We start from the raw sequence: 22,822 nt of genomic DNA on the forward strand, positions 1-22,822 counted from the left end.
CGATGTGGTAATACCCGGCCGTCGTCCGGCCGGATGATCAATCGGCCGCGACGTTCCGGGCATAGGTAGCGTGAGCACCCGTGAGTGCTGAGGGAGGCCGACCGCTGGACGGCTCCGCCCTGCCCGCCGCCGACGTCGCCCGCATCATCGAGGCGGTCGCCGCCGTCCTGGACTCTCGGCACGACGCCGGCGAGGTCCGCGGAACCCTCACCCCGGCCGCGATCGTTGTCCGCCGCGACGAGAAGGGCCGGGTCGCCGATGTGGGGCTGACCGATGTGGGGCTGACCGATCCCGCGACCCACGAGCGGGCCTGGCTGTATGCGGCCCCGGAGGTGTCGAGCAGCGGCTGGTGCACCGCCGAATCCGATCAGTACTCGCTGGGCGCCGTCGCCTGGCAACTGCTCACCGGGCGTCCGCCGTTCGCCGCCGCCGACGAGGCCGGCCAGCGGATCGCGCACGCGTCGTCCCCGGCACCGCGCATCAGCAGCGTACGTCCCGAACTCGCCGGTGCCGACGCGGTACTCGTCCGGGCGCTCTCCAAGAGCCGGTCCGGCCGGTTCGGCACCTGTGCGGAGTTCGCGGCGGCGCTGCGGTCTGGCCTGGAATCGGTGGACCCTGATGGTGATGTCCCCGATATTGGAGTTTCCGGTGCAGATGGTGCCGCCGCGGCCATCCGCACGGCGGCCGGCGGCGAGGCAATCGCGACACCCGGGCCCGCACCGGCTGGTCCCGGCATCCGGAAGGTCTCCCTCAAGAAGTCGTCCCGTGGCCGGGATTACCTTGACAATCCGTCCGAGACAAGGTGTTCCGAAACGAAGGCGCCAATCCCAGCCACGGACGCCGAGACCGCACCGTCCCGAATGCAGGCACCCCGAACGCCTGCGCTCCGGAAGCCGATCCGGTCCGAGTCCGACAGGTTGGCCGCCGGTCGCCGGACTGCCGTGATCACCGTGTGCGTGATGGTGCTCGTGTGTGTTACGGCGGTGCTTCTCGATCGGGTCGTCGGTGGCGAGAGCTCCAAGACCTCGACGCGTCCGGCCGGGGTCGCCGGCTGGGGTACCGAAGTGCTCAACAGTGCGATGACCAGTGCGGCAAGGAGTTTGGGTCCGGGTGACTCGGGGCTGAGATATATCGGGGCCGGGACGGTACTCGGCGACATCGCCTTCGGAACCGGGGCGGCCCAATTCCTGGGGACGGACGCACCGCTGACCGGGCCGGAACTGGACAAGGCGCGCAAGTACTGCGGCGCCGACGATGTCCGGCACATCCCGCTTGCCGTCGCGCCGCTCGCGATCGTCTACAACCTGCCCGGTGTCGATCGGCTGGTCCTCGACATTCCCACCATGGCGGGCATTTTCGGGGGGCGCATCACGAGGTGGAACGATCCGGAGATCGTCGCGCTCAATCCGTCCACCACACTCCCGGACAGCCACATCAGCAGGGTGCAGCGGACCGGAGAGACGGCCGAACTGCGTGCGCTGCAACGCTTCCTGCGCGTGCGGGCGAGCCCCACCTGGGAACTGGCACCGAGTTCGTTCGTCCCCACCACGGGCAAGATCTACAACCCGGGTGATGTGCGGGACGCGGTCGACGCCACCCCCGGCACCATCTCCTTCCTTCACCTCGGATCTCTGTCGCTGCGCCGCAACCTGCCGATGGCCGAGATCGACTTCGGTTCCGGCCCCGTCCCGCTCACCGCCGCGACGACCGAACCCGCGCTGAATTCGGTCCGGATCGTCGGATCGAAGAACACCGCGGGCACGATCGTCGACGATTTCACGCTCCTGAACGGACGCGCCCCGGGAAGCTACCCGCTCCTCACCCCGCTGTACGCGGTGCTGTGCTCGGCCACCCGGCGCGATGCGAAGCTGCGCACCGAACTGCGCTGGGCACTGTCCAGGGTGATCGATGACCAGCTCGACGCGTCCCCGACCGAAACCGGCTACGTCCGACTGTCGAGTCACTTGCGCTCTGCGGCAATGCGTTCGGTGTACCAAGCCAAATAGTGTGGTGGCGAAACGGTGGACGTCGGACGCGCAGGTGCGGTGAGCGCACTTCGCTCAGCGCGGCACCCAGCCGTCGACGTCCTCGGGACGGCGGGGGCCGGGGCCGGTGTAGACGGCGGCCGGGCGGACGAGTTTGCCGAGTTGTTTCTGTTCGAGGATGTGGGCGCACCAGCCGGCGGTGCGGCCGCAGGTGAACATGGCGGGCATCATGTGGGTGGGGACCTCGGCGAAGTCGAGGATCACCGCGGCCCAGAATTCGACGTTGGTCTCGATGGCGCGGTCGGGGCGGCGTTCGCGGAGTTCGGTGAGCGCGGCCTGTTCGAGGGCGGCGGCCACCTCATAGCGGGGGACGCCGAGTTCTTTTGCGGTACGGCGCAATACACGGGCACGGGGATCCTCGGCCCGGTACACCCGATGCCCGAAACCCATGAGCTTTTCCTTGCGGTCGAGGATGCCCTTGACCAGGGCGCGGGCGTCGCCGGTGCGTTCGACCTCCTCGATCATCGGCAGCACCCGGGCGGGGGCGCCGCCGTGCAGCGGCCCGGACATCGCACCGATCGCCCCCGACAGCGATGCGGCGACGTCGGCGCCGGTGGAGGCGATGACGCGGGCGGTGAACGTGGAGGCGTTGAGGCCGTGTTCGGCGGCGCTCACCCAGTAGGCGTCGATGGCCGCGACGTGTTTCGGGTCGGGGTCACCCTTCCAACGGGTCATGAAACGTGCTGTGACGGTGGGGCAGTCGTCGATGATGTGCTGCGGGACCGCGGGCTGGTAGATGCCGCGCGCCGACTGCGCCACATACGACAGCGCCATCACCGAGGCGCGTGCCAGGTTCTCGCGGGCGGTGGCGTCGTCGATGTCGAGCAGCGGGCGGTACCCCCAGATGGGCGACAGCATGGCGAGCGCGGCCTGCACGTCGACGCGGACGTCGCCGGTGTGGATGGGCAGCGGGAACGGTTCGGCCGGCGGCAGCCCGTCGCCGAACTTCCCGTCGACCAGCAGCGCCCACACGTCGGCGAAGGTGACCTTGTTCTCCACCAGATCCTCGATGTCGACGCCGCGGTAGCGCAGGTTGCCGCCGTCCTTGTCGGGTTCGGCGATGTCGGTGGTGAAGGCGACGACACCCTCGAGTCCGGCGGAGAATCCCTCGGCGGAGAATTCTTTGCGCACACTTGCGGGCATCGGCCCTCACCTCGTCACGTCGGGGCCGCATCGCTGCAGGCCTGTGCTGTCCGCCGGGGCTGCGGCGGGTGTCACCTGCTGACGACTGTAACCAGGTCCGGCGCCGGGCTTCCACCGATCGGACACACGCGGTGAGGGGAGTAACCTGGCACTACGTGACCGAAGATCTGCCCGGCGCACGCCGGTTCCGCGTCGACCTGCCCAACCTGCGTGTCGGATACGGCGGCGGCACCCCGTCCACCGCGGGCGAGGGCGACCGGGCCGCCGGAGCCGACGGAGTCGGCGAGAACCTCGACCCGAGCTGGCTGCACGGCGACCCGCCCTGGCTCGAACTGTTCGACGTGTGGCTGCATGAGGCGCTCGACGCCCGCATCCCCGAACCTAACGCGATGGTGCTCGGCACCGTCGACGCAGACGGCCTGCCCGTCACGCGGGCCGTGCTGTGCAAGGGGGCCGACGCCGACGGCATCACCTTCTTCACCAATTACGACTCCGACAAGGGCCGCGACCTGGCCGCACACCCGTACGCGGCGGTGACCTTCCCGTGGATCGCACTCGAACGGCAGGTGCATGTGCGCGGTCCGGTCGAGAAGGTGTCCGCGGCGGAGACGGCCGAGTACTGGAACAAGCGGCCGCGCGGGTCGCAGTTGTCGGCGTCGGCGTCGGCGCAGTCCCGGCCCATCGGCAGCCGCACCGATCTGGAGGACAGGGCGGCCGAGGAGGCCGCGCGGTTCGGTGGATTCGATTCGGGCGCACCGGTTCCGGTGCCCGGCAACTGGGGTGGCTATCGGATCCGGCCGCGAGTGGTCGAGTTCTGGCAGGGCCGGGCCAACCGGTTGCACAACCGGGTGCGACTGACCCTCACCGACGACGGCTGGCACGCACAGCGATTGCAGCCCTGAGGTGGCGGGACTGCTCGCCGACACCGCACCCCTGAAGAACCCGGACTTCCGTCGGCTGTGGCTGGCCAACATCATCACGGTGGTCGGTGCGCAGCTCACCATCGTGGCGGTGCCCGCCCAGATCTACCTGATCACCGACAGCTCGGCCTATGTGGGTCTGACCGGTGTGTTCGGCCTGGTGCCGCTGGTCGTGTTCGGGTTGTGGGGCGGCGCGCTCGCCGACGCGATGGACCGCCGGGTGCTGCTGATCTGCACCACGATCGGGCTCATTGCGTGCAGTGCGCTGTTCTGGGCACAGGCCGCCGTGGGCATCGACAATGTGTGGCTGATCCTGGCGCTGTTCTCGGTGCAGCAGGCGTTCTTCGCGGTCAACCAGCCCACCCGTACCGCGATCCTGCCCCGGCTGCTGCCCGCACGGGAGCTGCCGGCGGCGCTCAGTCTGTCGATGACGGTGACCCAGGCCGGTGCCATCGCCGGGCCGCTCGTCGGCGGTGCCCTGATCCCGGCGCTCGGCTTTCCGGTGCTGTACCTGCTGGACACGATCTTCCAGGTGCCCACCCTGTTCGCGGTCCTGCGCCTGCCGTCGATGAAGCCGGACACCGACGCACCCAGGGCGGCGGGTCTGCGGTCGGTGATCGACGGACTGCGCTACCTGTCGCGGGAGAAGATCCTGCTCGCCTCGTTCGTGGTCGATCTGATCGCGATGATCCTGGGGATGCCGCGCGCGTTGTTCCCGCAGATGGCGCACGAGAACTTCGGCGGACCGCAGGAGGGTGGCTGGGCGTTCGCGCTGCTGTTCATCGCGATCTCGGCGGGCGCGGTCCTGGGCGGGGTGTTCTCCGGTTGGGTGAGCAGAGTGCGGCGGCAGGGTCTGGCGGTGATCGTGTGCATCCTCGTCTGGGGTGCGGCCGTCGCCGGGGCCGGGCTGGCGGTGGCGTTCGCGGGCGGGTCGGCGCTGCCGATCCTGCCGGTGGTGCTGGCTCTGCTGATGATCGGCGGCGCCGCCGACATGGCGTCGTCGGCGTTCCGGCAGTCGATCATGCTGGCCGCCGCCACCGACGAGGTACGCGGCAGGCTGCAGGGCGTGTTCATCGTGGTGGTGGCGGGCGGGCCGCGGATCGCCGACGTCGCGCACGGCGCCGCGGCCGCCTCGGTGGGGGTCGCCTGGGCCACCTCGATGGGCGGTGTCGGGGTCATCCTCGCCACCCTCGTGGCCGCGGCGCTGATCCCGTCGTTCATCCGGTACCGGGTCGGGCACCGGGCCTGACGCTCAGCCGGCGCGGAACCGGATCAGGGATCCGGCCACCAGCTGCGCCACCGCGTCGAGGCCGCGGGCGGTGAGCACACCGACCACGGGATAACCGCCGGTCACCGGATGGTCGGCGAGAAAGATCACCGGGTTGCCGCTGGGGGGCACCTGGACGGCGCCGTGCGCGATGCCCTCCGAGGCCAGTTCGCCGGCATCGTCGCGATGCACGGCGGGCGGCTCGGCGGCGCCGTCGGGCCGGGACAGCCGGACCCCCACCCGGTTGCTGTCGGGACCCACCTCCCACAGCCCGTCGAACAACGACGACGGGTCGGCGAGCAGGTCGCGGCGCGGTCCGTCGAACAGGTCGACGACGGTGATGCGCTCGAACCGTGAGTCCATCGGCACCGACGACACAGACGGCAGCTCGGCCTGTTCGTCGCCGACATCCAGCACATCGCCGGCGGACAGCGCCGGTGGGCCGAGACCGGACAGGATGTCGGTGGAGCGGGAACCGAGCACCGGCGCGACGTCGATACCGCCGCGCACCGCCACATAGCTGCGGCAGCCGGCGACGGGCGTCCCGATGCTCAGCACGGATCCGGCGGGCAGGTCGATTCGGGCGCCGGTGCCGACGGGGTCGCCGTCGGCGGCGACGGTGCCCACCGCCCCGGTCACGGCGACGAGGACGCGCCGGTCGGCACGCACCCGCAGCCCGCCGAGGGTCACCTCGATGGCGGCGGCCGACTCGGGGTTGCCCACAAGACGATTCGCCAGCCGCAGCGACCCGCGATCGGCCCCGCCGGACCGGGGCACACCGAGATGGGCGTGCCCGTGCCTGCCGAGATCCTGCACGGTCGCGAGCGGCCCGGTGGCCAGCACGTGCAATGTCATGGCCGACCGTCCTCCGGTACGAAGCGCACCAGCGAGCCCGGGGTGAGCAGTGCGGGTCGCTCGGCGTGTGCATTCCACAGTTCGATGTCGGTGTGCCCCAACAGATACCAGCCGCCCGGGCTCGGCCGTGGATAGACGGCGCTGTACCCGGCGGCGATCGCCACCGATCCCGCGGGCACCCGGGGGCGTGACTCCGGGCGGCGGCCCACCTCATCGAACGGGTGCGGTGAGACGTCGACGGCACCCGGTGAACGCGCGGGCACCAGATAGCCGAACCCCGGGGCGAAACCCATGAACCGAACCTGCCAGAGCGTGCGCTGATGGATGCCCGCCACCTCCGCGGCGGTGACCCCGATGAGGCCGGCGACGGCCTCCAGATCGTCGCCGTCGTAGCGCACCGGGATCGGTACGGTCTCGGGATCGGCCGCCGCGGTCACCTCGTCGGTGACCGAACGCAGCGCGCGGTGCACCCCCAGATCGTCGACGCCGCCTCCGGATTCGGCCTGCACCAGCAGGGTGTGCGCGCCGGGGATCAGATCCCGGATCGTGGGCAGGGCACCGGTGGCCAGCGCCTCGGTGAGGGCCCGCAGCGCACGTTCACCCGCGGCCGCCGGATCGACTTCCGCGCCGAAATCCAGCAGCAGCGCGTCGGGTCCCGCAGGCAGTACACGCATACCGCCGAGGGTAGTGTCCGCGCACCACCACCGCCCGTGCCCTGACCCGATCGTCACCAATTCGCCACGCGCACCCCGGCTTACTGGCACGATGGGGCGCGGGAAACAGAAAGTACGGGGGCACAGACAGCACGGGGACAGGCAGTAGAAGGGTCGGGCGTGCGCGAGATCGTGGTGTGCGGTGAGGCGCTGGTCGACGTCGTGCAATCAGCGCCGCTGACGCCCGCCGCGTCGGTCGCCGGCACCGGTGCGCTGCCGCCCCTGCAGCCGGCGCTCGGCGGCGGCCCGTTCAATGTCGCGGTCACCATCGGCAGGCTCGGCGGTGCCGTCTCGTTCTGCTCGGCCGTGTCCGAGGACGCCTACGGAGATGCGATCATCGCCGCCCTCGAAGCGGCCGGGGTCGGTACCGGACCAGTGGTCCGCAGACCCGAGCCGACCACGCTGGCGCTGGCCACGATCGGTCCTGACGGCTCCGCCCGGTACTCGTTCTACTTCGACGCGACCGCCGACCGGCAGATGACCGATCCGGGCGACTTCGCGCCGTCGGTGGCGGCCGTCTGCTTCGGGACGCTGTCGCTGGCGCTGGAACCGGGCGCGTCGGCGTACGAGGCGATGATGCGGCGCGCCCACGCGCAGGGACGTCTGGTGGTGCTCGACCCCAACATCCGGCCCGCGGCCATCGGCGACCATGACGCCTACCGGAGGCGGTTCGCCTCCTGGCTGCCCGACGTCGACGTGCTCAAGCTGTCGGACGAGGATCAACGCTGGCTTGAGGCGGGACCGTCCGGTTCGACGGTCGCGCAGTGGCTCGACGCGGGGGTCGGTGCGGTGGTCACCACCGCCGGCGAGCAGGGGATCACCGTGACCACACCCGGCTTCACCGTGCAGGTAGACGCCTGTGAGGTTGCCGTCGCCGACACCATCGGTGCCGGTGACAGCGTCATGGGGGCACTGGTGCGCGCGCTGGATCTGCGTGAGGCGCTGTCGGCGCGGGGGCTTGTCGCCCTCACGGCCGACGACTGGCGGGAGGTCGCCGCATTCGCCGGACGGGTCGCCGCCGTTACAGTTTCCAGGTCGGGTGCGGACCCTCCGTGGGCGAGCGAGCTGAGAACCGACTAGGTTGTACCCAATGGTCCCTACCGGGCCACAACAAAATTCACTTCAATGCAAGAAGGGGATCGCGTGTCCGCTGAAACAGTCCCTGCCGACCAGGCAACCGACACGGCCTCCATCACTTACCCCGGTGGACAGCTGCAACTCCCGATCCTCAAAGCAACAGAGGGCACCGATTCGATCGCGCTCGGCAAGCTGCTGGCGGATACGGGATTGACCACGTTCGACGGTGGGTTCGTCAACACGGCCTCCACCAAGTCGGCCATCACCTACATCGACGGCGACGCGGGCATCCTGCGGTACCGCGGTATCCCGATCGACCAGCTCGCCGAGAAGTCGACGTTCATCGAGGTCAGCTACCTGCTGATCTACGGTGAGCTGCCCACCCCGGCCCAGCTCGAGGACTTCGCCAACAAGATCCAGCGGCACACCCTGCTGCACGAGGATCTCAAGCGCTTCTTCGACGGCTTTCCGCGCAACGCACACCCGATGCCGGTGCTGTCCAGCGCGGTCAACGCGCTCAGCGCCTACTACCAGGATTCGCTCGATCCGAAGGACCCCGAGCAGGTCGAGCTCTCGACCATCCGGCTGCTGGCCAAGCTGCCGACGATCGCCGCCTACGCGCACAAGAAGTCGGCCGGTCAGCCGTTCCTGTACCCCGACAACTCGCTGTCGCTGGTGGAGAACTTCCTGCGGATGACGTTCGGCTTCCCGGCCGAGCCGTACGAGGTCGACCCGAAGGTCGCCCAGGCCCTCGACATGCTGTTCATCCTGCATGCCGACCACGAGCAGAACTGCTCCACCTCGACGGTCCGCCTCGTCGGTTCGTCGCAGGCCAACCTGTTCACCTCCATCTCCGGCGGCATCAACGCGCTGTGGGGCCCGCTGCACGGCGGCGCCAACCAGGCGGTGCTGGAGATGCTGGAGGACATCAAGCAGTCCGGCGGCGACACCAAGGCCTTCATGAACAAGGTCAAGAACAAAGAAGACGGCGTGAAGCTGATGGGCTTCGGGCACCGGGTGTACAAGAACTATGACCCGCGCGCCGCCATCGTCAAGAAGACCGCCGACACCATCCTCGAATCCCTCGGCGTGCAGGACGACCTGCTCGACATCGCCAAGGGCCTGGAAGAGGTCGCCCTCAACGACGACTACTTCATCTCGCGCAAGCTGTACCCGAACGTCGACTTCTACACCGGCGTCATCTACCGCGCGATGGGCTTCCCGACCCGCATGTTCACCGTGCTGTTCGCGCTCGGCCGGCTGCCCGGCTGGATCGCGCACTGGCGGGAGATGCACGAGGACCCGACCACCAAAATCGGACGCCCGCGGCAGCTGTACACCGGTTACACCGAACGCGACTACGTCGACCTCAGCGCCCGCTAGTCACCCAACACCACGCGCCACACCCGGCGCGTGGTGTTTGTTTGTGACCTCATGTTTTCCGACTTCACGTAACTCAAAGGAGAGTGCCATGACCAAGCCCGTAGTCGAGTTCCCCGAAGGTCCGGCGCCGGCCGAACTGCAGATCGTCGACCTGGTGGTCGGTGACGGCGACGAGGCCAAGCCCGGCGGCGTCGTCGACGTCCACTACGTGGGTGTCGAGTACGAGACCGGCGAGGAGTTCGACTCGTCGTGGGATCGCGGTCAGTCCGCCAACTTCCCGCTGCCCCGGCTGATCCCCGGCTGGCAGGAGGGTATCCCCGGCATGAAGGTGGGCGGCCGTCGTCGTCTCACCGTGCCACCGGCCCTCGCCTACGGCCCGGCAGGCGCCGGGCATCGGTTGTCGGGCAAGACCCTGATCTTCGTGATCGACCTGCTGGGCGTCGGCTGAGCCTGCCCGTCACCATCTGTCCGGAAGATCCGTGCGCGTATCGCGCACGGATCTTCCGCGTTCATGGGGTGTCGAGGAGGTCGGCGACGTGTGCGGCGGCCGCCCGGCCGGCCCGGTTGGCGCCGATCGTCGACGCGGACGGGCCGTAACCGAGCAACTGCACATGCGGGTCGTCGGCGACGACGGTGGCCAGCCGCCCGGTCATCGTGATGCCGCCGCCCGGTGCCCGCAGGCGCAGGGGTGCGAGGTGATCGAGGGAGCTGCGGAAACCGGTGTTCCAGAAGATGGTGTCCACCGCGAGCTCCTCGTCGGGCCCGTCGGCGCATTCCCAGAGCACCCCGGTCTCGGTGATGGCGGTGAACATCGGCCGCCACGCCAGGATGCCGTCGGCACGGGCGGCGTTGATCGACGGCGTGTTGTGCAGACCGGTCACCGACACCACCGACGCGGGCGGCAGCCCGGCCCGTACCCGCTGCTCCACCTTGGCGACGGCCGCGCGGCCCTGTTCCGGGGTGAACGGGTCGTCGGTGAACACCGGTTCGCGCCGCGAACACCAGAACGTCTCCACGCCGGGAGCTTTCCGGGCGATCTCGATCAGCAACTGGATGGCCGAGATCCCGGCACCCACGATCAGTACCCGCTGCCCGGCGAAGTCCTCGGGCCGCCGGTAGTCGTGGGTGTGCAGCTGCCGGCCGCGGAAGGTGTCGATGCCGCTTACGTATGGGACGAATGGGCGGTCCCACGTCCCGGTGGCGTTGATGATCGTAGAGGTGGTCATGCCGGCGCCGCCGCCGAGGGCCACGTGGTAGCGCAGAGCGTCGCCCGGCGGGTTCCGGCGCACCGAACGGACGTCGACGGGGCGGCGGACGTGCAGACCGAACCGCTGTTCGTAGTCGCCGAAGTACTTCGGGACCGAACTCGCGGCGGGCAGTTCGTCGCAGTCGGTGCCGAGCGCATCCTGCAGACCGTACCCGGGCAGGTCGTGCACTCGGTTGGCGGCGGCCAATGTGAGTGTGGGCCAACGGAACTGCCAGGCACCGCCCGGTCCGGGGGAGTGGTCGACAAGCAGGTACCGGTCGCCGAGGCCGTGCCGGTGCAGGAAGTACGCGGCCGACAAGCCGGCCTGTCCGCCGCCGATGATCAGCACATCGACATGGTCCGCACGTTCGCCGCTCACCCTCACCTGTGTACCGGACCCGACGCCACCGGGCATGCCCGGCACCCATCTCGGTAGGCTGCGTGCATGATTCGTAGCAGCCAGACCGATGCCGTGGTGACCATCGAGCTCGACCGCGCCGAGAAGCGCAACGCACTCAACGAGGACATGCTGTCGGGGCTGTCCGACGCGTTCAGCGCCGCCGTCGACGGGGGTGCGCGTGCCATCGTGCTCACCGGTCGCGGGCCGGTGTTCAGCGCCGGGGCCGACCTGTCCGGCCCCGTCTACGATCTCGGGTTCCTCGACAATCTGCTGGCGCTGATGGAGAAGATCGAATCGGTGCCGGTGCCGGTGATCGCCGCCGTCAGCGGGGCGGCCATCGGCGCCGGGCTGCAACTGGCGATGGCCGCCGATCTGCGGGTGCTCTCAGCCGGCACCCTGGTGGCCATTCCCGCTGCGAAACTCGGTGTGGCCGTAGATGAATGGACCATCCGTCGGTTGGTCACCCTGGTGGGGGCGGGACAGGCCCGCAATATCCTGATCGGCTGCGAGACCCTGTCCGCCGAGCGTGGTGTCGAGCTCGGTTTCACCAACCGCATCGGTGATCTCGCGGCCGCCCAGGCGTGGGCCGCCGAGATCGCCGAGCTGGCCCCGCTCACCCTCCAGCACTACAAGCTCGTGCTCAACGCCGAGGCCCGCGAGGAGCCCGCACCCGAGCGGGTGGCGGCCATGCAGCGCTGCTGGATCAGCGAGGACATGGCCGAGGCCAGGGCCGCCCGCGCCGCCAAACGCAAGCCGGAATTCAAGGGCCGCTGAACCTCACCGGCGGTGGATCGGGCCGGCAAGTGTGTGCAGCGGTTGCGCTGTGGCGTGGCTGCGGTCGGCGATGATCTCCGCGGCGATCGACACCGCAGCCTCGGCCGGGGTGTGACCGCCCAGGTCGAGGCCGACGGGGGAGCGTAGCGGCGCCAGTTCGGCGTCGGTGAGCCCGGCCTGGCGCAGGCGGCGCAGCCGGTCGTCGTGGGTGCGGCGCGACCCGAGGGCGCCGACGAAGCCGAGCGGGACCGCGGCGCGCAGCGCCACGATCAGCGCGGGCACATCGAACTTGGTGTCGTGGGTCAGGACGCACACCGCTGTCGACGCACCGATGCGGCCGGCCTCGATCTCCCGGCTCAGGTAGCGGTCGGGCCATTCCACGGCCACCTCGTCGGCGGCGGGAAAGCGTGCGGCGGTGGCGAATACGGGGCGGGCGTCGACGACGGTCACCCGCATCCCCAGCTGCCTGCCCAGGGCGGCGAGTTCGCGGACGAAATCGTTGGCGCCCACCAGGATCAGGCGGCGCGGCGGGGCGAAGGTCTGCACCAGCGCACGCGGGCGAGGCGTGCCATCCGGGTCGTCGCAGTCGGCGATACCGACGATCCCGGACCGTCCGGCGGCCAGCAGGTCGTCGATGTCCCGGTCCAGGCCGAGCCACCCGGGTCGGTTGCCGGTCTCCCTCAGCTGCCACTCCGGCGACTCCGACAGCGTCGTGGCCAGGGCGACGGGTGAGTCCGCTCCGATCAGGTCGCGAAGTCGGTGCAGCATCGGCAAGCGGGACCTGTCCACCCGTTCGGTGAACACCTCAATGGTGCCGCCACACAGCAACCCGACACCGAAACCACCGGACTCGTCGACCCCGAATTCGTCGAGCACCGCCGCACCCGTCGCGAGCACCTCGCCCGCGGAGTCGATGACGGCGGCGTCGACACAGCCCGCCGACAGCGACCCGGTCACCTCGCCGGAGCCGCTGACCAGCATCGCGGTACCCACCGCGCTGGGTGCGGAACCGGTGGCGGACACGATCCGCGCCAGCGCGACCGGACCCTCCGGCAGGCCGGTGATGAGCTGGTCGAGGACGGTGCGCATCAATCCATTGTCGCCCCGGTGACCCGATCGCGCAGCCCGGGGAAGGTCAGGCCCCGAGCACCTTGCGCAGGTAGGGGTTGGCGAACACCCGGTCCGGATCGTAGCGGTCGCGCACCGCGAGGAACTCCGTGAAACCCGGGTAGGCCTCGGCGAAGTAGGCGGCGTCGCGGGTGTGCAGCTTGCCCCAGTGCGGACGGCCGCCGTAGCCCACCATGATGGCCTCGAACCCGGCGAAGTACGCGGCCGAGTCGGCCGGGTCGTCGCGGTGGTAACGATGCACCGCGATGTAGCCGCTGTTGCGGCCCGATGCCGTGGACAGCAGCAGGTCGTCGGCGCCGGCGGCCCGCACCTCGATGGGGAAGCTGACCCGGAAACCTTTGTGGTCGATCATGTTCCGCAGATCCCGCAGCGCGTCGGGGACGGCCTCGAGCGGGATGGCGAACTCGGACTCGCCGAATCGCACGTTGCGCTCGGAGGTGAACACCCCGGTGGAGATGTCGGTGAAGGTGCGCGCCGACAGGGCTCGTGAGGTGAGCTGGTTGATCGGCTTGACCAGCCTGGGTGCCTTGGACCCTGCTTCGCACAGCACCCGGAACATGTGGTTGCTCAGCAACTCGTCGTCGATGTATCGGCGTATCTTGCCCGGGCCGTCTGCCGGGGTGCCCGCGGGCAGCCGGGTGTTGGTCTTGGTGAGCGTCTGGCTGGTGTGCGGGAACCAGTAGAACTCGTAATGATCCTGTGCGGCAACCTCATCGAGGAAGGTGCTGAACGCCTCGTCGGCATGTTTCGGCCGTTCCTCGGCCCGCAGGCAGAAGGCGTCGACGCACTGCACCGTGACCTCCACGAGCACGCCGAGCGCGCCGAGACCGAGGGCCACCGCCCGCAGTTCGCCGTCACCGGCGGTGACGGTCCTGATCTCACCGGTGCCGGTGACGATCGTCGCGCCGACGATCTGGGTGGCGATGCCGCCGAAACCCAGTCCGGTGCCGTGGGTTCCGGTGGAGATGGCCCCGGAGATGGTCTGCCGGTCGATATCTCCGAGGTTGGCCATCGCAAGTCCGTGTGGTGCGAGCAGTCCCGGGATCTCGTGCAGGTGCGTACCGGCGTACAGGGTGACCTGTTTACGGTCGGTGTCCACCCCGGACAGCCCGCGCAGATTGCTCAGGCTCAGCCGGATGTCGTCGGTGGCGGCGATGGAGGTGAAGCTGTGCCCGGCTCCCACCGGTTTCACGGTGTTCCCGGATTCCCGTGCCTCGGTGACGATCTGGGCAACCTGCCGGGCGTCGGACGGGGATTCGACACGGCTCGGGGCGCAGGAGACGGTGCGGCCCCAGTTGTGCCAGCGTTGCCCGGTGGACTGACTCACAGAAAACACTTCCCTTCACCACGGTAGGTGGGAAACCGGTCGACGACGCGGGCCGACCCGTCTGCGTCGCGGGCGATGACCACCACCTCGTTGACCCTTTCGCAAATCTCCCCGGACTTGGTGTGCCGGAACCACACCCGGTCACCGACGGTCAGCCCGCCGGCCCCGCGCAGCGGCGTCTGCACCTCACCGGCAGCCTCGGTGCCCACGTATTTCAGGCCCGCCGGCCACACCGGCAGTGGCAGCCGGTCGGCGCCGGGCGGCCCGGACGCGATCCAGCCGCCGCCCGCGCAGGTGGCGATGCCGGGTGCGGGCAGCCGCACCACGTCGAGACCGAAACCGACCGCAGGGGCGGGCTGGAAGTGTGCGTACGAATCGAACAGGTGACCGCCGAAAAACCCACTGCCCGCGGCGATGTCGGTCACCGATGGATCGGTGGCGGTGACCTCCAGGGACCCGGTGCCGCCGCCGTTGACGAACTCCAGTTCGCGGACGGTGTTGATGGCCGCGATGGCCGCGGTGCGCCGCTCGATGAGCTCGGCCATCGACCGTTGCTGCAGCAATTTCACCGCCGCGTTGGTGAGTGGTTTGCCTGCCACGCCGTTACCCATCCCGGCCACCTGGGCTTCGTACGACATCACCCCGACCAACGCGAAACCCGGTCGCCTGTCGATGCTTTCGGCGAGCGTCCGGGCCTGCTCGGGGCTGTGCACGGGGGAGCGGCGCACCCCGAGATGCAGACGGCCGCCACCCAGTTTGAGTGAGGCGTCCAGATCGATGGCCACCCGGACGTCGCCGCGCTGAGCGGGCGGGACCAGGGCGTCGACAATGTCGAGGTGTTCGGCGGAGTCGACGAGCAGGGTGACCCGGGAACGGGCCACGTCGTCGGCGATGAGGGCGCGCACCGCGTGCGGGCGCACCGACGGATAGCCGAGCAGCACGTCGCCGATGCCGGATTCGGTTGCCAGCCAGACGGCTTCGGACACGTCGTAGGCGAGTACCCCGGCGAACCCGTCCCGGGAAAGGATCTCGGAGATCACCGACCGCACCCGGATCGACTTGGACGCCACCCGGATCGGGACACCACCGGCCCGGCGGCGCAGGTCGGCCACGTTGTGTTCGAAGGCGGTCAGGTCGAGCACTGCGACGGGGGAGTCACAGCCGTGGGCGCGCACGGCGGCATCGATGCTCTGCCAGTATCTGTCGGGGTCGGACCGCCACCATGCGGTCGCGCGGTCAGTTGTCGGCCACATGACTCATCAGCATCTCGATCGCGCCGTCGACGATGTTGTCGACGACTTCCGTGTCGCCGGTGGCCAGGTAGACCAGGGTGGCGGCGGTGGTCGTACCCACGATGCGCTGGGCGAGGATATCTGTCGGATGCAGCCAGTGGACACCCATGTTGTGGGCAGCCTGGACGAGCCCCTGGTCGGCGATGGTGTACAAGCTCTCGAACATCTCCTTGGCCGCGGCCGCCACCGGCGGGTGATTGTGTGCGTACAACGCCAATGAGACACAGGCGCGCATCCGGCCCGGACCGGATTCGAGAACCATACGCAACATCCCGAGGTGTTTGCGCAGGTTCTTCTCGAGTCCGGCCCGGCCGTGCAGCGGGCTGTCGGCGCGGGGCAGCATCGAGGCGACCCAGTCGTCGATCGCCACCGGCAGAATCGTGAGCATCACCCGCCGCAGCAGGTCGTCGCGGCTTTCGAAGGCGTAGTGGAAACTCGCCAGCGGCATCCCCGCATGCGAGCAGATGCTGCGGGTGGTGGCGTTCTCGACGCCGTGCTCGGCGATCACCTCGAATGCCGCTTCGACCAGTGCCTTTCGGCGGTCTTCGACGGGCATGCGGGTCATGGGTTCACTCTCGGTGGCACTGTGGACGCATCGGGGGCATCGGGGCATGCTTACAGCCGCTGACAGCCCGTGTGAGCCTACCAGCGGACGGCGGACCCGCGTCGAGTCGGAGCCAGGATCTCACCGTGGTGCGCGGGTCGAAACCCGGCGGCCACGACGCCCGGCGCTAATGTTGTCGGGATGAAAGCGAGCCCCTCATCGAGCGCCGCGTCGGCGGTGGCACGGCGAGCCGTGATCTCGGCCGCGTCGGCCACCCGCGACGCCGCCGACGGTGCCGCGTCGAGACTGGCCGGGGCGGGTGTCCCGGTGGTCCGCGCGCTCGGCGCCGGACGCGATCAGATCCGCCCGCACGTCGAGGGCTCGCCGCATCTGCGGCACGGGCGTTTCGTCAACGCCGAACCGCCGAGTCCCCCGATCGAGTCCGACGGGTCGGTGCTCCGGGAGCTGCTGCGCCGACCCGGCAGGCCGATGCGTTCGGTGCGCGTGCTCACCCCGGCGTTCACCGCGCCGGGTTTCGACGACGACCGCGCCGACCTGGCCGCCACCTGGCTCGGGCACGCGACGGTACTCGTTGAACTCGACGGGGTGCGGATCCTCACCGATCCGGTACTGAGCAGACGCTGTTCGCCGAGCGAACTCGTCGGGCCCGCCCGGCTGCATCCTGCCCCGGCCCCGGTCGCGGCGCTGCCGGCGGTCGATGTCGTCCTGATCAGCCACGACCACTACGACCACCTCGACTACGAGACCATCGCCGCAATCGCCGCGACCCGGCCCGAGGTGCTGTTCGTGGCGCCCCTGGGCGTCGGGGCGCATCTGGAGGCGTGGGGGATCTCGCCGGAGCGCATCCGGCAGGCCGACTGGGATCAGTCGCTGACGCTGACGGTCGGGCGTGCCGAACGGGCGCTGACCTTCACCTGCTGCCCGGCGCGCCACTTCTCGGGCCGGTTCCTCGACCGCAACCTCACCCAGTGGGCGAGCTGGGCGGTCCGCGGGCCGTCGCACAGCTTCTTCTTCTCCGGCGACACCGGATTCACCGAACGTTTCGCCGACACCGGCGCGGCGGTGGGCCCGTTCGACCTGACGCTCATCGCGATCGGCGCCTACGACCCGCTGTGGCCCGACATCCACCTCAACCCGGAGGAGGCGATCGCGGTGCACCGGATGCTGTCGGGATCGTCGGTGGGCGATGCGGTGATGATGCCGATCCACTGGGGCACCTTCAACCTGGCCCGGCACACGTGGGCCGATCCGGTGCGGCGCGTGTTGCCGTCGGCGCAGTCCAATGCCGCGACCGTGCTCATCCCGCCGCCCGGTGGCCGGATAGACCTGGTCCACAGGACCGGTGACGGTCTGGCGGATCCGGCGTGGTGGGAACGATCGGCGTGAGTGGTGAGGGAGACGAGAGACAGTGGTGACCCACAGATGACGCAGCAACAGGCCGACGGTCCTGGCACGGTCGACAATCCGGGCACCTTCCCCGGTCTGTCCGCCGGCGAGGTGGCCGAACGGGTGGCGGCCGGACAGGTGAACGCGCTGCCCGACAAGTCCGGGCGCACGATCGGAGAGATCGTACGGGCCAACGTCTTCACCCGGATCAACGCGATCCTCGGCATCCTGTTCGTGATCGTCGCCACCACCGGTTCGCTCAAGAACGGGCTGTTCGCACTGATCCTGGTGGCCAACAGCGGGATCGGGATCTTCCAGGAGGTCCGAGCCAAGAAGACCCTCGACGCGCTCGCGATCGTCGGGCAGACCCGGCCGATGGTGCGCCGCGACGGGGTCGCCGCCGAACTCCCCCCCGACGAGGTGGTGCTCGACGACATCATCGAGCTCGGCTCGGGCGACCAGGTGGTCGTCGACGGTGAGGTGGTGGCGGCCGCGGCGCTCGAGGTCGACGAGTCGCTGCTGACCGGTGAGGCCGACCCGATCCACAAGCAGCCGGGCGACGCGATCCTGTCGGGCAGTTTCGTGGTCGCCGGGTCGGGGGCCTACCGGGCCACCAAGGTGGGCGGGGACGCCTACGCCGCCCAGCTGGCCGCCGAGGCGTCGAAGTTCACGCTGGTGTCCTCGGAACTGCGGGCCGGTATCGACAAGATCCTCAAGGTGATCACCTGGCTGCTGATTCCGGCCGGTCTGCTCACCATCGTCAATCAGCTGTTCATCAGCGACAGCGGCCTCAAACGCGCTCTGCTGGGCATGGTCGCCGCGCTGGTGCCGATGGTGCCCGAGGGTCTGGTGCTGATGACCACGATCGCCTTCGCGGTGGGTGTGGTGCGCCTGGGTGCCCGTAAATGTCTGGTCAACGAGCTGCCGGCGATCGAGGGGCTGGCCCGGGTCAATGTGGTGTGCGCGGACAAGACGGGCACGCTCACCGAGAACGGCATGCGGCTCGGGGAGGTCCGCGAGGTCGACGGCAGCGGCGGCGACTTCACCGACGTGCTGGCGGCCCTGGCCGCCCACGATCCGCGGCCCAACGCCAGTGTCGCGGCGATCGGCGAGGCCTACCCCGACGCGCCCGCCTGGTCGACCACCGCGATCGCGCCGTTCACCTCGGCCAAGAAGTGGAGCGGCATGTCGTTCGCCGACGCCGCCGGCACCGACCAGGGTAACTGGCTGCTCGGCGCCCCCGACGTGCTGCTCGACCCGGACACCGACATCGCCCGCACCGCCACCGAGATCGGCGAGACGGGCCTGCGGGTGCTGCTGCTGGGCACCACCGATGTCCCCGTCGACACCAAGATTGCCGCGGGCACGGACAATCCCGTGCCCGGCACCCTGACCCCGCGCGCCCTGGTGGTGCTCGAGCAACGGGTGCGTCCCGACGCCCGCGACACCCTCGAGTACTTCGCCGACCAGAACGTGTCGGTGAAGGTGATCTCCGGCGACAACGCGCGGTCGGTGGGCGCGGTCGCCGCCTCGCTCGGCCTCGGTTCGGTCGACACCTCGGTCGACGCTCGGACGCTGCCCGACGACCAGGACGCCCTCGCCGACGTCGTTGAGGAGGGCGTCACATTCGGCCGGGTGCGGCCCGACCAGAAACGGGCGATGGTCAAGGCTCTGCAGAGCCGCGGCGACACCGTCGCCATGACCGGCGACGGCGTCAACGACGTGCTCGCGCTCAAGGACGCCGACATCGGTGTGGCGATGGGCTCGGGCAGCTCCGCGTCACGGTCGGTGGCGCAGATCGTGTTGCTGGACAACAAGTTCGCCACCCTGCCCTATGTGGTGGGCGAGGGCAGGCGGGTGATCGGCAACATCGAGCGGGTCTCCAACCTGTTCCTCACCAAGACCGTGTACGCGGTGCTGCTGGCGATTTTCATCGGTGTCGGCGGGGTAGTGGGCTGGCTGTTTGATTTCGAGTCGATCAGCTACCCGTTCCAGCCGATCCACATGACCATCTCGAACTGGTTCACCATCGGCGTGCCCGCGTTCATCCTGTCGCTCGCGCCCAACAACGAGCGGGCTCGCACCGGTTTCGTCCGCCGGGTGCTCAGCCAGGCCGTGCCCAACGGCATCATCGTCGGCCTGTGCACCTTCGTGACGTTCGTGATCGTCAACCCGGGTGGCGCCGGCGCGCAGCTCGGAGCCGAGGATTCGGTCGACCTGACGCCCGATCAGACGCAGGCGGCCACCGCGACCCTGCTGACGCTGATCGCCGTCGCCTGGTACGTGCTCGTGGTGGTGGCGCGGCCGTACACCTGGTGGAAGGTCCTCCTGCTGTCGGTGTCGGCGGGTGCGTATGTGCTGATCTTCCTGATCCCGTGGTCCCAGGACATGTTCCTGCTCGACGTGTCCGATCCGCAGAAGCTCATGGTCGGTGCGATCTCGGCCGCGGTCGGCATCGTGTGCGTGGAGGTCGTGCAGCGGATTCTGGAGGCGCGTGCGGCTCCCGGCCGACAAGCGGCAGCTGACCGGTGACCCCGTGACCGGGATCAGGCGACTAGGCTGATGCAGTATCACAATCCTCGGCGTCACAGCGCCGAATGAATCGCGACAGGAGAAACCGATGGATCTCGGCGGCATCGTGAACAAGGCCAAGGCGGCTCTGCAGAAGAACCCCGACCTGATCGAGAAGGGTGGCGACGCGATCGACAAGGCCACCAAGGGCAAGTATGCCGGGCAGGTCGACAAGGCGCAGGACGCGGCTCGCAAGGCCGTCGGTGCGCCGAAGCAGGGCGAGCAGGGTGCCACCGAGCAGAACCCGAACTCCCCGCAGGGGCAGTAACGTCCGCACCCCCACGGACAAGTCGTGACCGGAGCCATAAAGGCGCCGGTCACGACGTATTTTGGGCCCTTCTCGGGCAGCCCATTACCCCGCTGTCCTGAGGTGCGCAAATCATATATATTGACAAATGGGTAATAAAGGTCAGTGAACACTACTTTCTGGTAGCAAAGATCAGTGATTTGGGCGCTAGGCTGCTCAATCATGGCAAAGGCAAGTAACTCGATCAGCCTCGACATGGGCGTCGACGAGGCCTGGGCGGCGGCATCGGACCTGGCCCGTTTCGACGAGTGGCTGGTCCTGCACGACGGCTGGCGCGGTGATGTGCCCGAGGCGCTGAGCGAGAAGCTCAAGGTGACCTCGGTGGTGTCGGTCAAAGGCGTCCGGGTCAGGTTCGACTGGGTCATCGACCGGTACCGCCCGCCCACCGAGATCCGCCTCAGCGGCAGCGGCAAGGGCGGCATCAAGGCCAAACTCGACCTGACCATCGCGCAGTCGGGTGAGGGTTCGTCGGTCACGCTCGGCATCGACCTGGGCGGTCTGCCGCTGATCGGCCCGGCCGGCAAGGCTGCGGCCAAAGCGGTCGAAGGAGACCTGTCGGTCTCGCTGGAGAATTTCGGAAGGTATTCGCTGCGAAGCAGTGACCGGATGGTGGCCGGCAGAGAATAATCCCGCTCGATGCGGGTTCTGCGTCCACCGGCGATACGGGGATCGCCGGCGACGGCTGCCGATGGGGCAGACCTGATCTCAGGGTCTGCGAGAGGGTGGAAAAAGAAACACATGGGACGACATAACGACGAAGCCGCCGCATCGAGCGGCCGGATCCCCGCAGCCCGTTCCCGGGGGCGTGAGGCCGACTACGGCGACGACGGTTTCGGATTCGAGGGCCAGCGCGACCCCCGTCGCCGCAAACTGGTGTGGGGCGTGCTCGCCCTCGCACTGGTGGCGATGCTGGTGGGCGGTTTCTTCGTCTGGCGGTCGGCGTCAGGCTCGTGCGGTGACGGCGACGTGACGGTGGCCGCCGACCCGGCCATCGCCGGTGCGATCACCGACATCGCGAAGAAGGCGGGCGAGGATTCCTGCTACACGTTCGCGGTCGAAGCGGTCGCCGACAAGGACATCCCGGCCCGGCTCACCGCCGGCGACAAGTCTCCTGATCTGTGGGTCGCCGACTCGTCGTTCCAGGCCAAGCGGGTCGGCACGCAGGTGCGGCGCACGCTGGCGGAGGTGACGCCATCGGTGGCGGCCACCCCCGCGGTCATCGTCGGCCGCTCCGTCGACGACTACGACAGCTGGGTCGACGTGATCACCCTGCCCAACCTGCGCTTCAGCAGCCCGATCGACTCGGCAACCGGCAACGCGCCGATCATCGGTGCGGTGGCCGGTGCGGAGAAGGGCAAGATCGCCCCGACCAAGCTGCGCGAGGCGATGAGCGCGATGGCGGTGGCGCAGAACAACGTTCGCAAGAGCGACGACACCGACCAGGACCGTCTCAAGCTCGCCAACACCTCGAGCGCCCTGGCCATCACCACTGAACAGCAGTACCTGACCTTCCTGCGCGGCAACAGCGGATCGCAGCTGACGGCCAAGACCCCGAAAGACGGCACCGTGATGCTGGAGTACCCGGTGGTCAACAGTGCCGGCGAGGCGCGCCGCGACGACGCGACGAAGGCGGGCAAGGCGCTGGCCGAGGCGGCAGCGTCGGACAAGGGCCGGGCGATCCTCGACAGCGCAGGCTTCCGCAACCCGGACGGCTCCGGCATCGGCGACAAGGTCACCGAGCTCAAGATCGCCGACCCGAACGGCCTGGACAAGGCGCTGCGTCAGTGGCAGGTGCTCGCGGTGCCGATGCGCTCGCTGGTGCTCCTCGACGGTTCCGGGTCGATGCAGGCGACGATCGGTGACCAGACCCGTGCCCAGGTGCTCCTCGACGCGGCGCTGGAAGGGCTGCGCATCTATCCCAACAACGCGGCGATCGGCACCTGGTTGTTCGGTATCGACAAGGGCGGCCCGGGCATCGACTATGACGAACTGACCCCGATCAGGCGTCTGGACAGTCCCGGCCAGCGGGAGGCGCTCGCCTCGGCGGCCACCGACGCGCTGGCCAACCGGCTCGGCGGCGGCACCGGCCTGTACGACACCGCCCTCGCGGCGTTCACCAAGGTGCAGGACACCTACGACCCGAGCTACTCCAACAGCGTGATCCTCATGACCGACGGCCGCAACGAGGACGCGAACAGCATCAGCCTCGAGCAGCTGCTGGCCGAGCTCAAGAAGCGCCAGGATCCGGCACGGCCGGTGCTGATCGTCACCATCGGTATCTCCGATGACGCCGACACCAGCGCGCTCAAGCAGATCGCGGAGGCCACCGGCGGTACCTCGCACATCGAGCGCAGCGCCGCCGACGTCAAGGGCGTGTTCTACGAGGCGATCGCCGCTCGTCTGGAGGCTGCCGGCCGCTGAGC

20 protein-coding genes are annotated in these 22,822 nt (G+C 69.2%); 12 read left to right on the plus strand and 8 right to left on the minus strand.

All coding sequences use genetic code 11. The annotated features are described in order from the left end of the window. Positions 1–80: 80 nt before the first annotated feature. Positions 81–2,006, plus strand: a complete 1,926-nt coding sequence (locus GOAMR_RS23700) for a substrate-binding domain-containing protein (RefSeq protein WP_005189463.1) — start codon at positions 81–83, stop codon at positions 2,004–2,006. A gap of 54 nt (positions 2,007–2,060) precedes the next feature. Here the strand turns inward: GOAMR_RS23700 and GOAMR_RS14990 are convergent, their stop codons facing one another. After that, positions 2,061–3,188 (minus strand): citrate synthase 2, encoded by a 1,128-nt coding sequence (locus tag GOAMR_RS14990; RefSeq protein WP_005189465.1) that lies wholly within the window; start codon positions 3,186–3,188, stop codon positions 2,061–2,063. A gap of 155 nt (positions 3,189–3,343) precedes the next feature. On the opposite strand from GOAMR_RS14990, the gene pdxH reads away from it, so the two are divergent. Both pdxH and GOAMR_RS15000 read left to right on the plus strand, forming a co-directional pair. After that, positions 3,344–4,090: a pyridoxamine 5'-phosphate oxidase gene (gene pdxH, locus GOAMR_RS14995; RefSeq protein ID WP_050942746.1), complete on the plus strand. Its 747-nt coding sequence runs from the start codon at positions 3,344–3,346 to the stop codon at positions 4,088–4,090. A gap of 1 nt (position 4,091) precedes the next feature. Continuing rightward, entirely contained in the window at positions 4,092–5,357 is a 1,266-nt protein-coding gene (locus GOAMR_RS15000) for an MFS transporter (protein WP_005189471.1), read from the plus strand. Positions 5,358–5,360: 3 nt separating this feature from the next. Here GOAMR_RS15000 and GOAMR_RS15005 read toward each other — a convergent pair whose 3' ends face one another. Together GOAMR_RS15005 and GOAMR_RS15010 are read right to left on the minus strand one after the other, a co-directional pair. Beyond that, entirely contained in the window at positions 5,361–6,230 is an 870-nt protein-coding gene (locus GOAMR_RS15005) for a 5-oxoprolinase subunit C family protein (protein WP_005189473.1), read from the minus strand. Continuing rightward, complete coding sequence (locus GOAMR_RS15010) at positions 6,227–6,904, minus strand: 5-oxoprolinase subunit B family protein (RefSeq protein WP_005189476.1); 678 nt, start codon at positions 6,902–6,904, stop codon at positions 6,227–6,229. Before GOAMR_RS15010 ends, GOAMR_RS15005 begins: the two co-directional genes overlap by 4 nt. Before the next feature lie 159 nt (positions 6,905–7,063). On the opposite strand from GOAMR_RS15010, the gene GOAMR_RS15015 reads away from it, so the two are divergent. From GOAMR_RS15015 to GOAMR_RS15025, 3 genes are all read left to right on the plus strand, one after another. After that, complete coding sequence (locus GOAMR_RS15015; protein ID WP_005189478.1) at positions 7,064–8,023, plus strand: carbohydrate kinase family protein; 960 nt, start codon at positions 7,064–7,066, stop codon at positions 8,021–8,023. Positions 8,024–8,086: 63 nt separating this feature from the next. Then, on the plus strand, positions 8,087–9,403 hold the full coding sequence (locus GOAMR_RS15020) for a citrate synthase (protein ID WP_005189479.1): 1,317 nt from the start codon (positions 8,087–8,089) through the stop codon (positions 9,401–9,403). Positions 9,404–9,491: 88 nt separating this feature from the next. Next, positions 9,492–9,851: an FKBP-type peptidyl-prolyl cis-trans isomerase gene (locus tag GOAMR_RS15025; protein ID WP_005189480.1), complete on the plus strand. Its 360-nt coding sequence runs from the start codon at positions 9,492–9,494 to the stop codon at positions 9,849–9,851. A gap of 61 nt (positions 9,852–9,912) precedes the next feature. On the opposite strand, the gene GOAMR_RS15030 is transcribed toward GOAMR_RS15025, so the two are convergent. Next, on the minus strand, positions 9,913–11,064 hold the full coding sequence (locus tag GOAMR_RS15030) for an NAD(P)-binding domain-containing protein (protein ID WP_040515425.1): 1,152 nt from the start codon (positions 11,062–11,064) through the stop codon (positions 9,913–9,915). Positions 11,065–11,094: 30 nt separating this feature from the next. Between GOAMR_RS15030 and GOAMR_RS15035 the strand changes: the two genes are divergently transcribed. Next, a complete protein-coding gene (locus GOAMR_RS15035; protein WP_005189487.1) occupies positions 11,095–11,823 on the plus strand; it encodes an enoyl-CoA hydratase in 729 nt (242 codons plus the stop codon). A gap of 3 nt (positions 11,824–11,826) precedes the next feature. Here GOAMR_RS15035 and GOAMR_RS15040 read toward each other — a convergent pair whose 3' ends face one another. The 4 genes from GOAMR_RS15040 to GOAMR_RS15055 are packed head-to-tail and all read right to left on the minus strand — an operon-like array spanning position 11,827 to position 16,135. After that, complete coding sequence (locus GOAMR_RS15040; RefSeq protein WP_005189489.1) at positions 11,827–12,912, minus strand: XdhC family protein; 1,086 nt, start codon at positions 12,910–12,912, stop codon at positions 11,827–11,829. A gap of 46 nt (positions 12,913–12,958) precedes the next feature. Continuing rightward, on the minus strand, positions 12,959–14,278 hold the full coding sequence (locus tag GOAMR_RS15045; protein ID WP_005189492.1) for a D-arabinono-1,4-lactone oxidase: 1,320 nt from the start codon (positions 14,276–14,278) through the stop codon (positions 12,959–12,961). Further along, positions 14,275–15,531 carry an amino acid deaminase/aldolase gene (locus GOAMR_RS15050; protein WP_005189494.1) on the minus strand — a complete coding sequence of 419 codons (1,257 nt, stop codon included), beginning with the start codon at positions 15,529–15,531 and terminating at the stop codon, positions 14,275–14,277. The genes GOAMR_RS15045 and GOAMR_RS15050 overlap by 4 nt, the downstream gene beginning before the upstream one ends. Further along, positions 15,515–16,135, minus strand: coding sequence for a TetR/AcrR family transcriptional regulator (locus tag GOAMR_RS15055; RefSeq protein ID WP_005189497.1), 621 nt, complete (start codon positions 16,133–16,135; stop codon positions 15,515–15,517). The genes GOAMR_RS15050 and GOAMR_RS15055 overlap by 17 nt, the downstream gene beginning before the upstream one ends. A 180-nt stretch (positions 16,136–16,315) precedes the next feature. On the opposite strand from GOAMR_RS15055, the gene GOAMR_RS15060 reads away from it, so the two are divergent. The 5 genes from GOAMR_RS15060 to GOAMR_RS15080 all read left to right on the plus strand — a co-directional run bounded on the left by GOAMR_RS15060 (position 16,316) and on the right by GOAMR_RS15080 (position 22,820). Then, positions 16,316–17,521: an MBL fold metallo-hydrolase gene (locus GOAMR_RS15060; RefSeq protein ID WP_083836973.1), complete on the plus strand. Its 1,206-nt coding sequence runs from the start codon at positions 16,316–16,318 to the stop codon at positions 17,519–17,521. Between the two features lie 36 nt (positions 17,522–17,557). Next, positions 17,558–20,053 carry an HAD-IC family P-type ATPase gene (locus tag GOAMR_RS15065; protein WP_005189501.1) on the plus strand — a complete coding sequence of 832 codons (2,496 nt, stop codon included), beginning with the start codon at positions 17,558–17,560 and terminating at the stop codon, positions 20,051–20,053. 88 nt (positions 20,054–20,141) lie between these two features. Beyond that, on the plus strand, positions 20,142–20,360 hold the full coding sequence (locus GOAMR_RS15070) for an antitoxin (protein ID WP_005189503.1): 219 nt from the start codon (positions 20,142–20,144) through the stop codon (positions 20,358–20,360). 201 nt (positions 20,361–20,561) lie between these two features. Continuing rightward, on the plus strand, positions 20,562–21,026 hold the full coding sequence (locus tag GOAMR_RS15075; protein ID WP_005189504.1) for a type II toxin-antitoxin system Rv0910 family toxin: 465 nt from the start codon (positions 20,562–20,564) through the stop codon (positions 21,024–21,026). Between the two features lie 111 nt (positions 21,027–21,137). After that, positions 21,138–22,820 carry a substrate-binding domain-containing protein gene (locus GOAMR_RS15080; RefSeq protein ID WP_005189507.1) on the plus strand — a complete coding sequence of 561 codons (1,683 nt, stop codon included), beginning with the start codon at positions 21,138–21,140 and terminating at the stop codon, positions 22,818–22,820. Positions 22,821–22,822 lie beyond the last annotated feature (2 nt).

The organism is Gordonia amarae NBRC 15530, assembly GCF_000241345.1.
Taxonomy (GTDB): Bacteria; Actinomycetota; Actinomycetes; order Mycobacteriales; family Mycobacteriaceae; genus Gordonia; species Gordonia amarae.

Coding starts and splice junctions, on each gene's coding strand:
- GOAMR_RS15030 (WP_040515425.1), bottom strand. CDS start 11,064: ATGCCCGGTGGCGTCGGGTCCGGTACACAGGTGAGGGTGAGCGGCGAA.
- GOAMR_RS15065 (WP_005189501.1), top strand. CDS start 17,558: ATGACGCAGCAACAGGCCGACGGTCCTGGCACGGTCGACAATCCGGGC.
- GOAMR_RS15010 (WP_005189476.1), bottom strand. CDS start 6,904: ATGCGTGTACTGCCTGCGGGACCCGACGCGCTGCTGCTGGATTTCGGC.
- GOAMR_RS15025 (WP_005189480.1), top strand. CDS start 9,492: ATGACCAAGCCCGTAGTCGAGTTCCCCGAAGGTCCGGCGCCGGCCGAA.
- GOAMR_RS15035 (WP_005189487.1), top strand. CDS start 11,095: ATGATTCGTAGCAGCCAGACCGATGCCGTGGTGACCATCGAGCTCGAC.
- GOAMR_RS15040 (WP_005189489.1), bottom strand. CDS start 12,912: ATGCGCACCGTCCTCGACCAGCTCATCACCGGCCTGCCGGAGGGTCCG.
- GOAMR_RS15005 (WP_005189473.1), bottom strand. CDS start 6,230: ATGACATTGCACGTGCTGGCCACCGGGCCGCTCGCGACCGTGCAGGAT.
- GOAMR_RS15070 (WP_005189503.1), top strand. CDS start 20,142: ATGGATCTCGGCGGCATCGTGAACAAGGCCAAGGCGGCTCTGCAGAAG.
- GOAMR_RS15060 (WP_083836973.1), top strand. CDS start 16,316: ATGAAAGCGAGCCCCTCATCGAGCGCCGCGTCGGCGGTGGCACGGCGA.
- GOAMR_RS15050 (WP_005189494.1), bottom strand. CDS start 15,531: ATGTGGCCGACAACTGACCGCGCGACCGCATGGTGGCGGTCCGACCCC.
- GOAMR_RS15075 (WP_005189504.1), top strand. CDS start 20,562: ATGGCAAAGGCAAGTAACTCGATCAGCCTCGACATGGGCGTCGACGAG.
- GOAMR_RS15055 (WP_005189497.1), bottom strand. CDS start 16,135: ATGACCCGCATGCCCGTCGAAGACCGCCGAAAGGCACTGGTCGAAGCG.
- GOAMR_RS14990 (WP_005189465.1), bottom strand. CDS start 3,188: ATGCCCGCAAGTGTGCGCAAAGAATTCTCCGCCGAGGGATTCTCCGCC.
- GOAMR_RS15080 (WP_005189507.1), top strand. CDS start 21,138: ATGGGACGACATAACGACGAAGCCGCCGCATCGAGCGGCCGGATCCCC.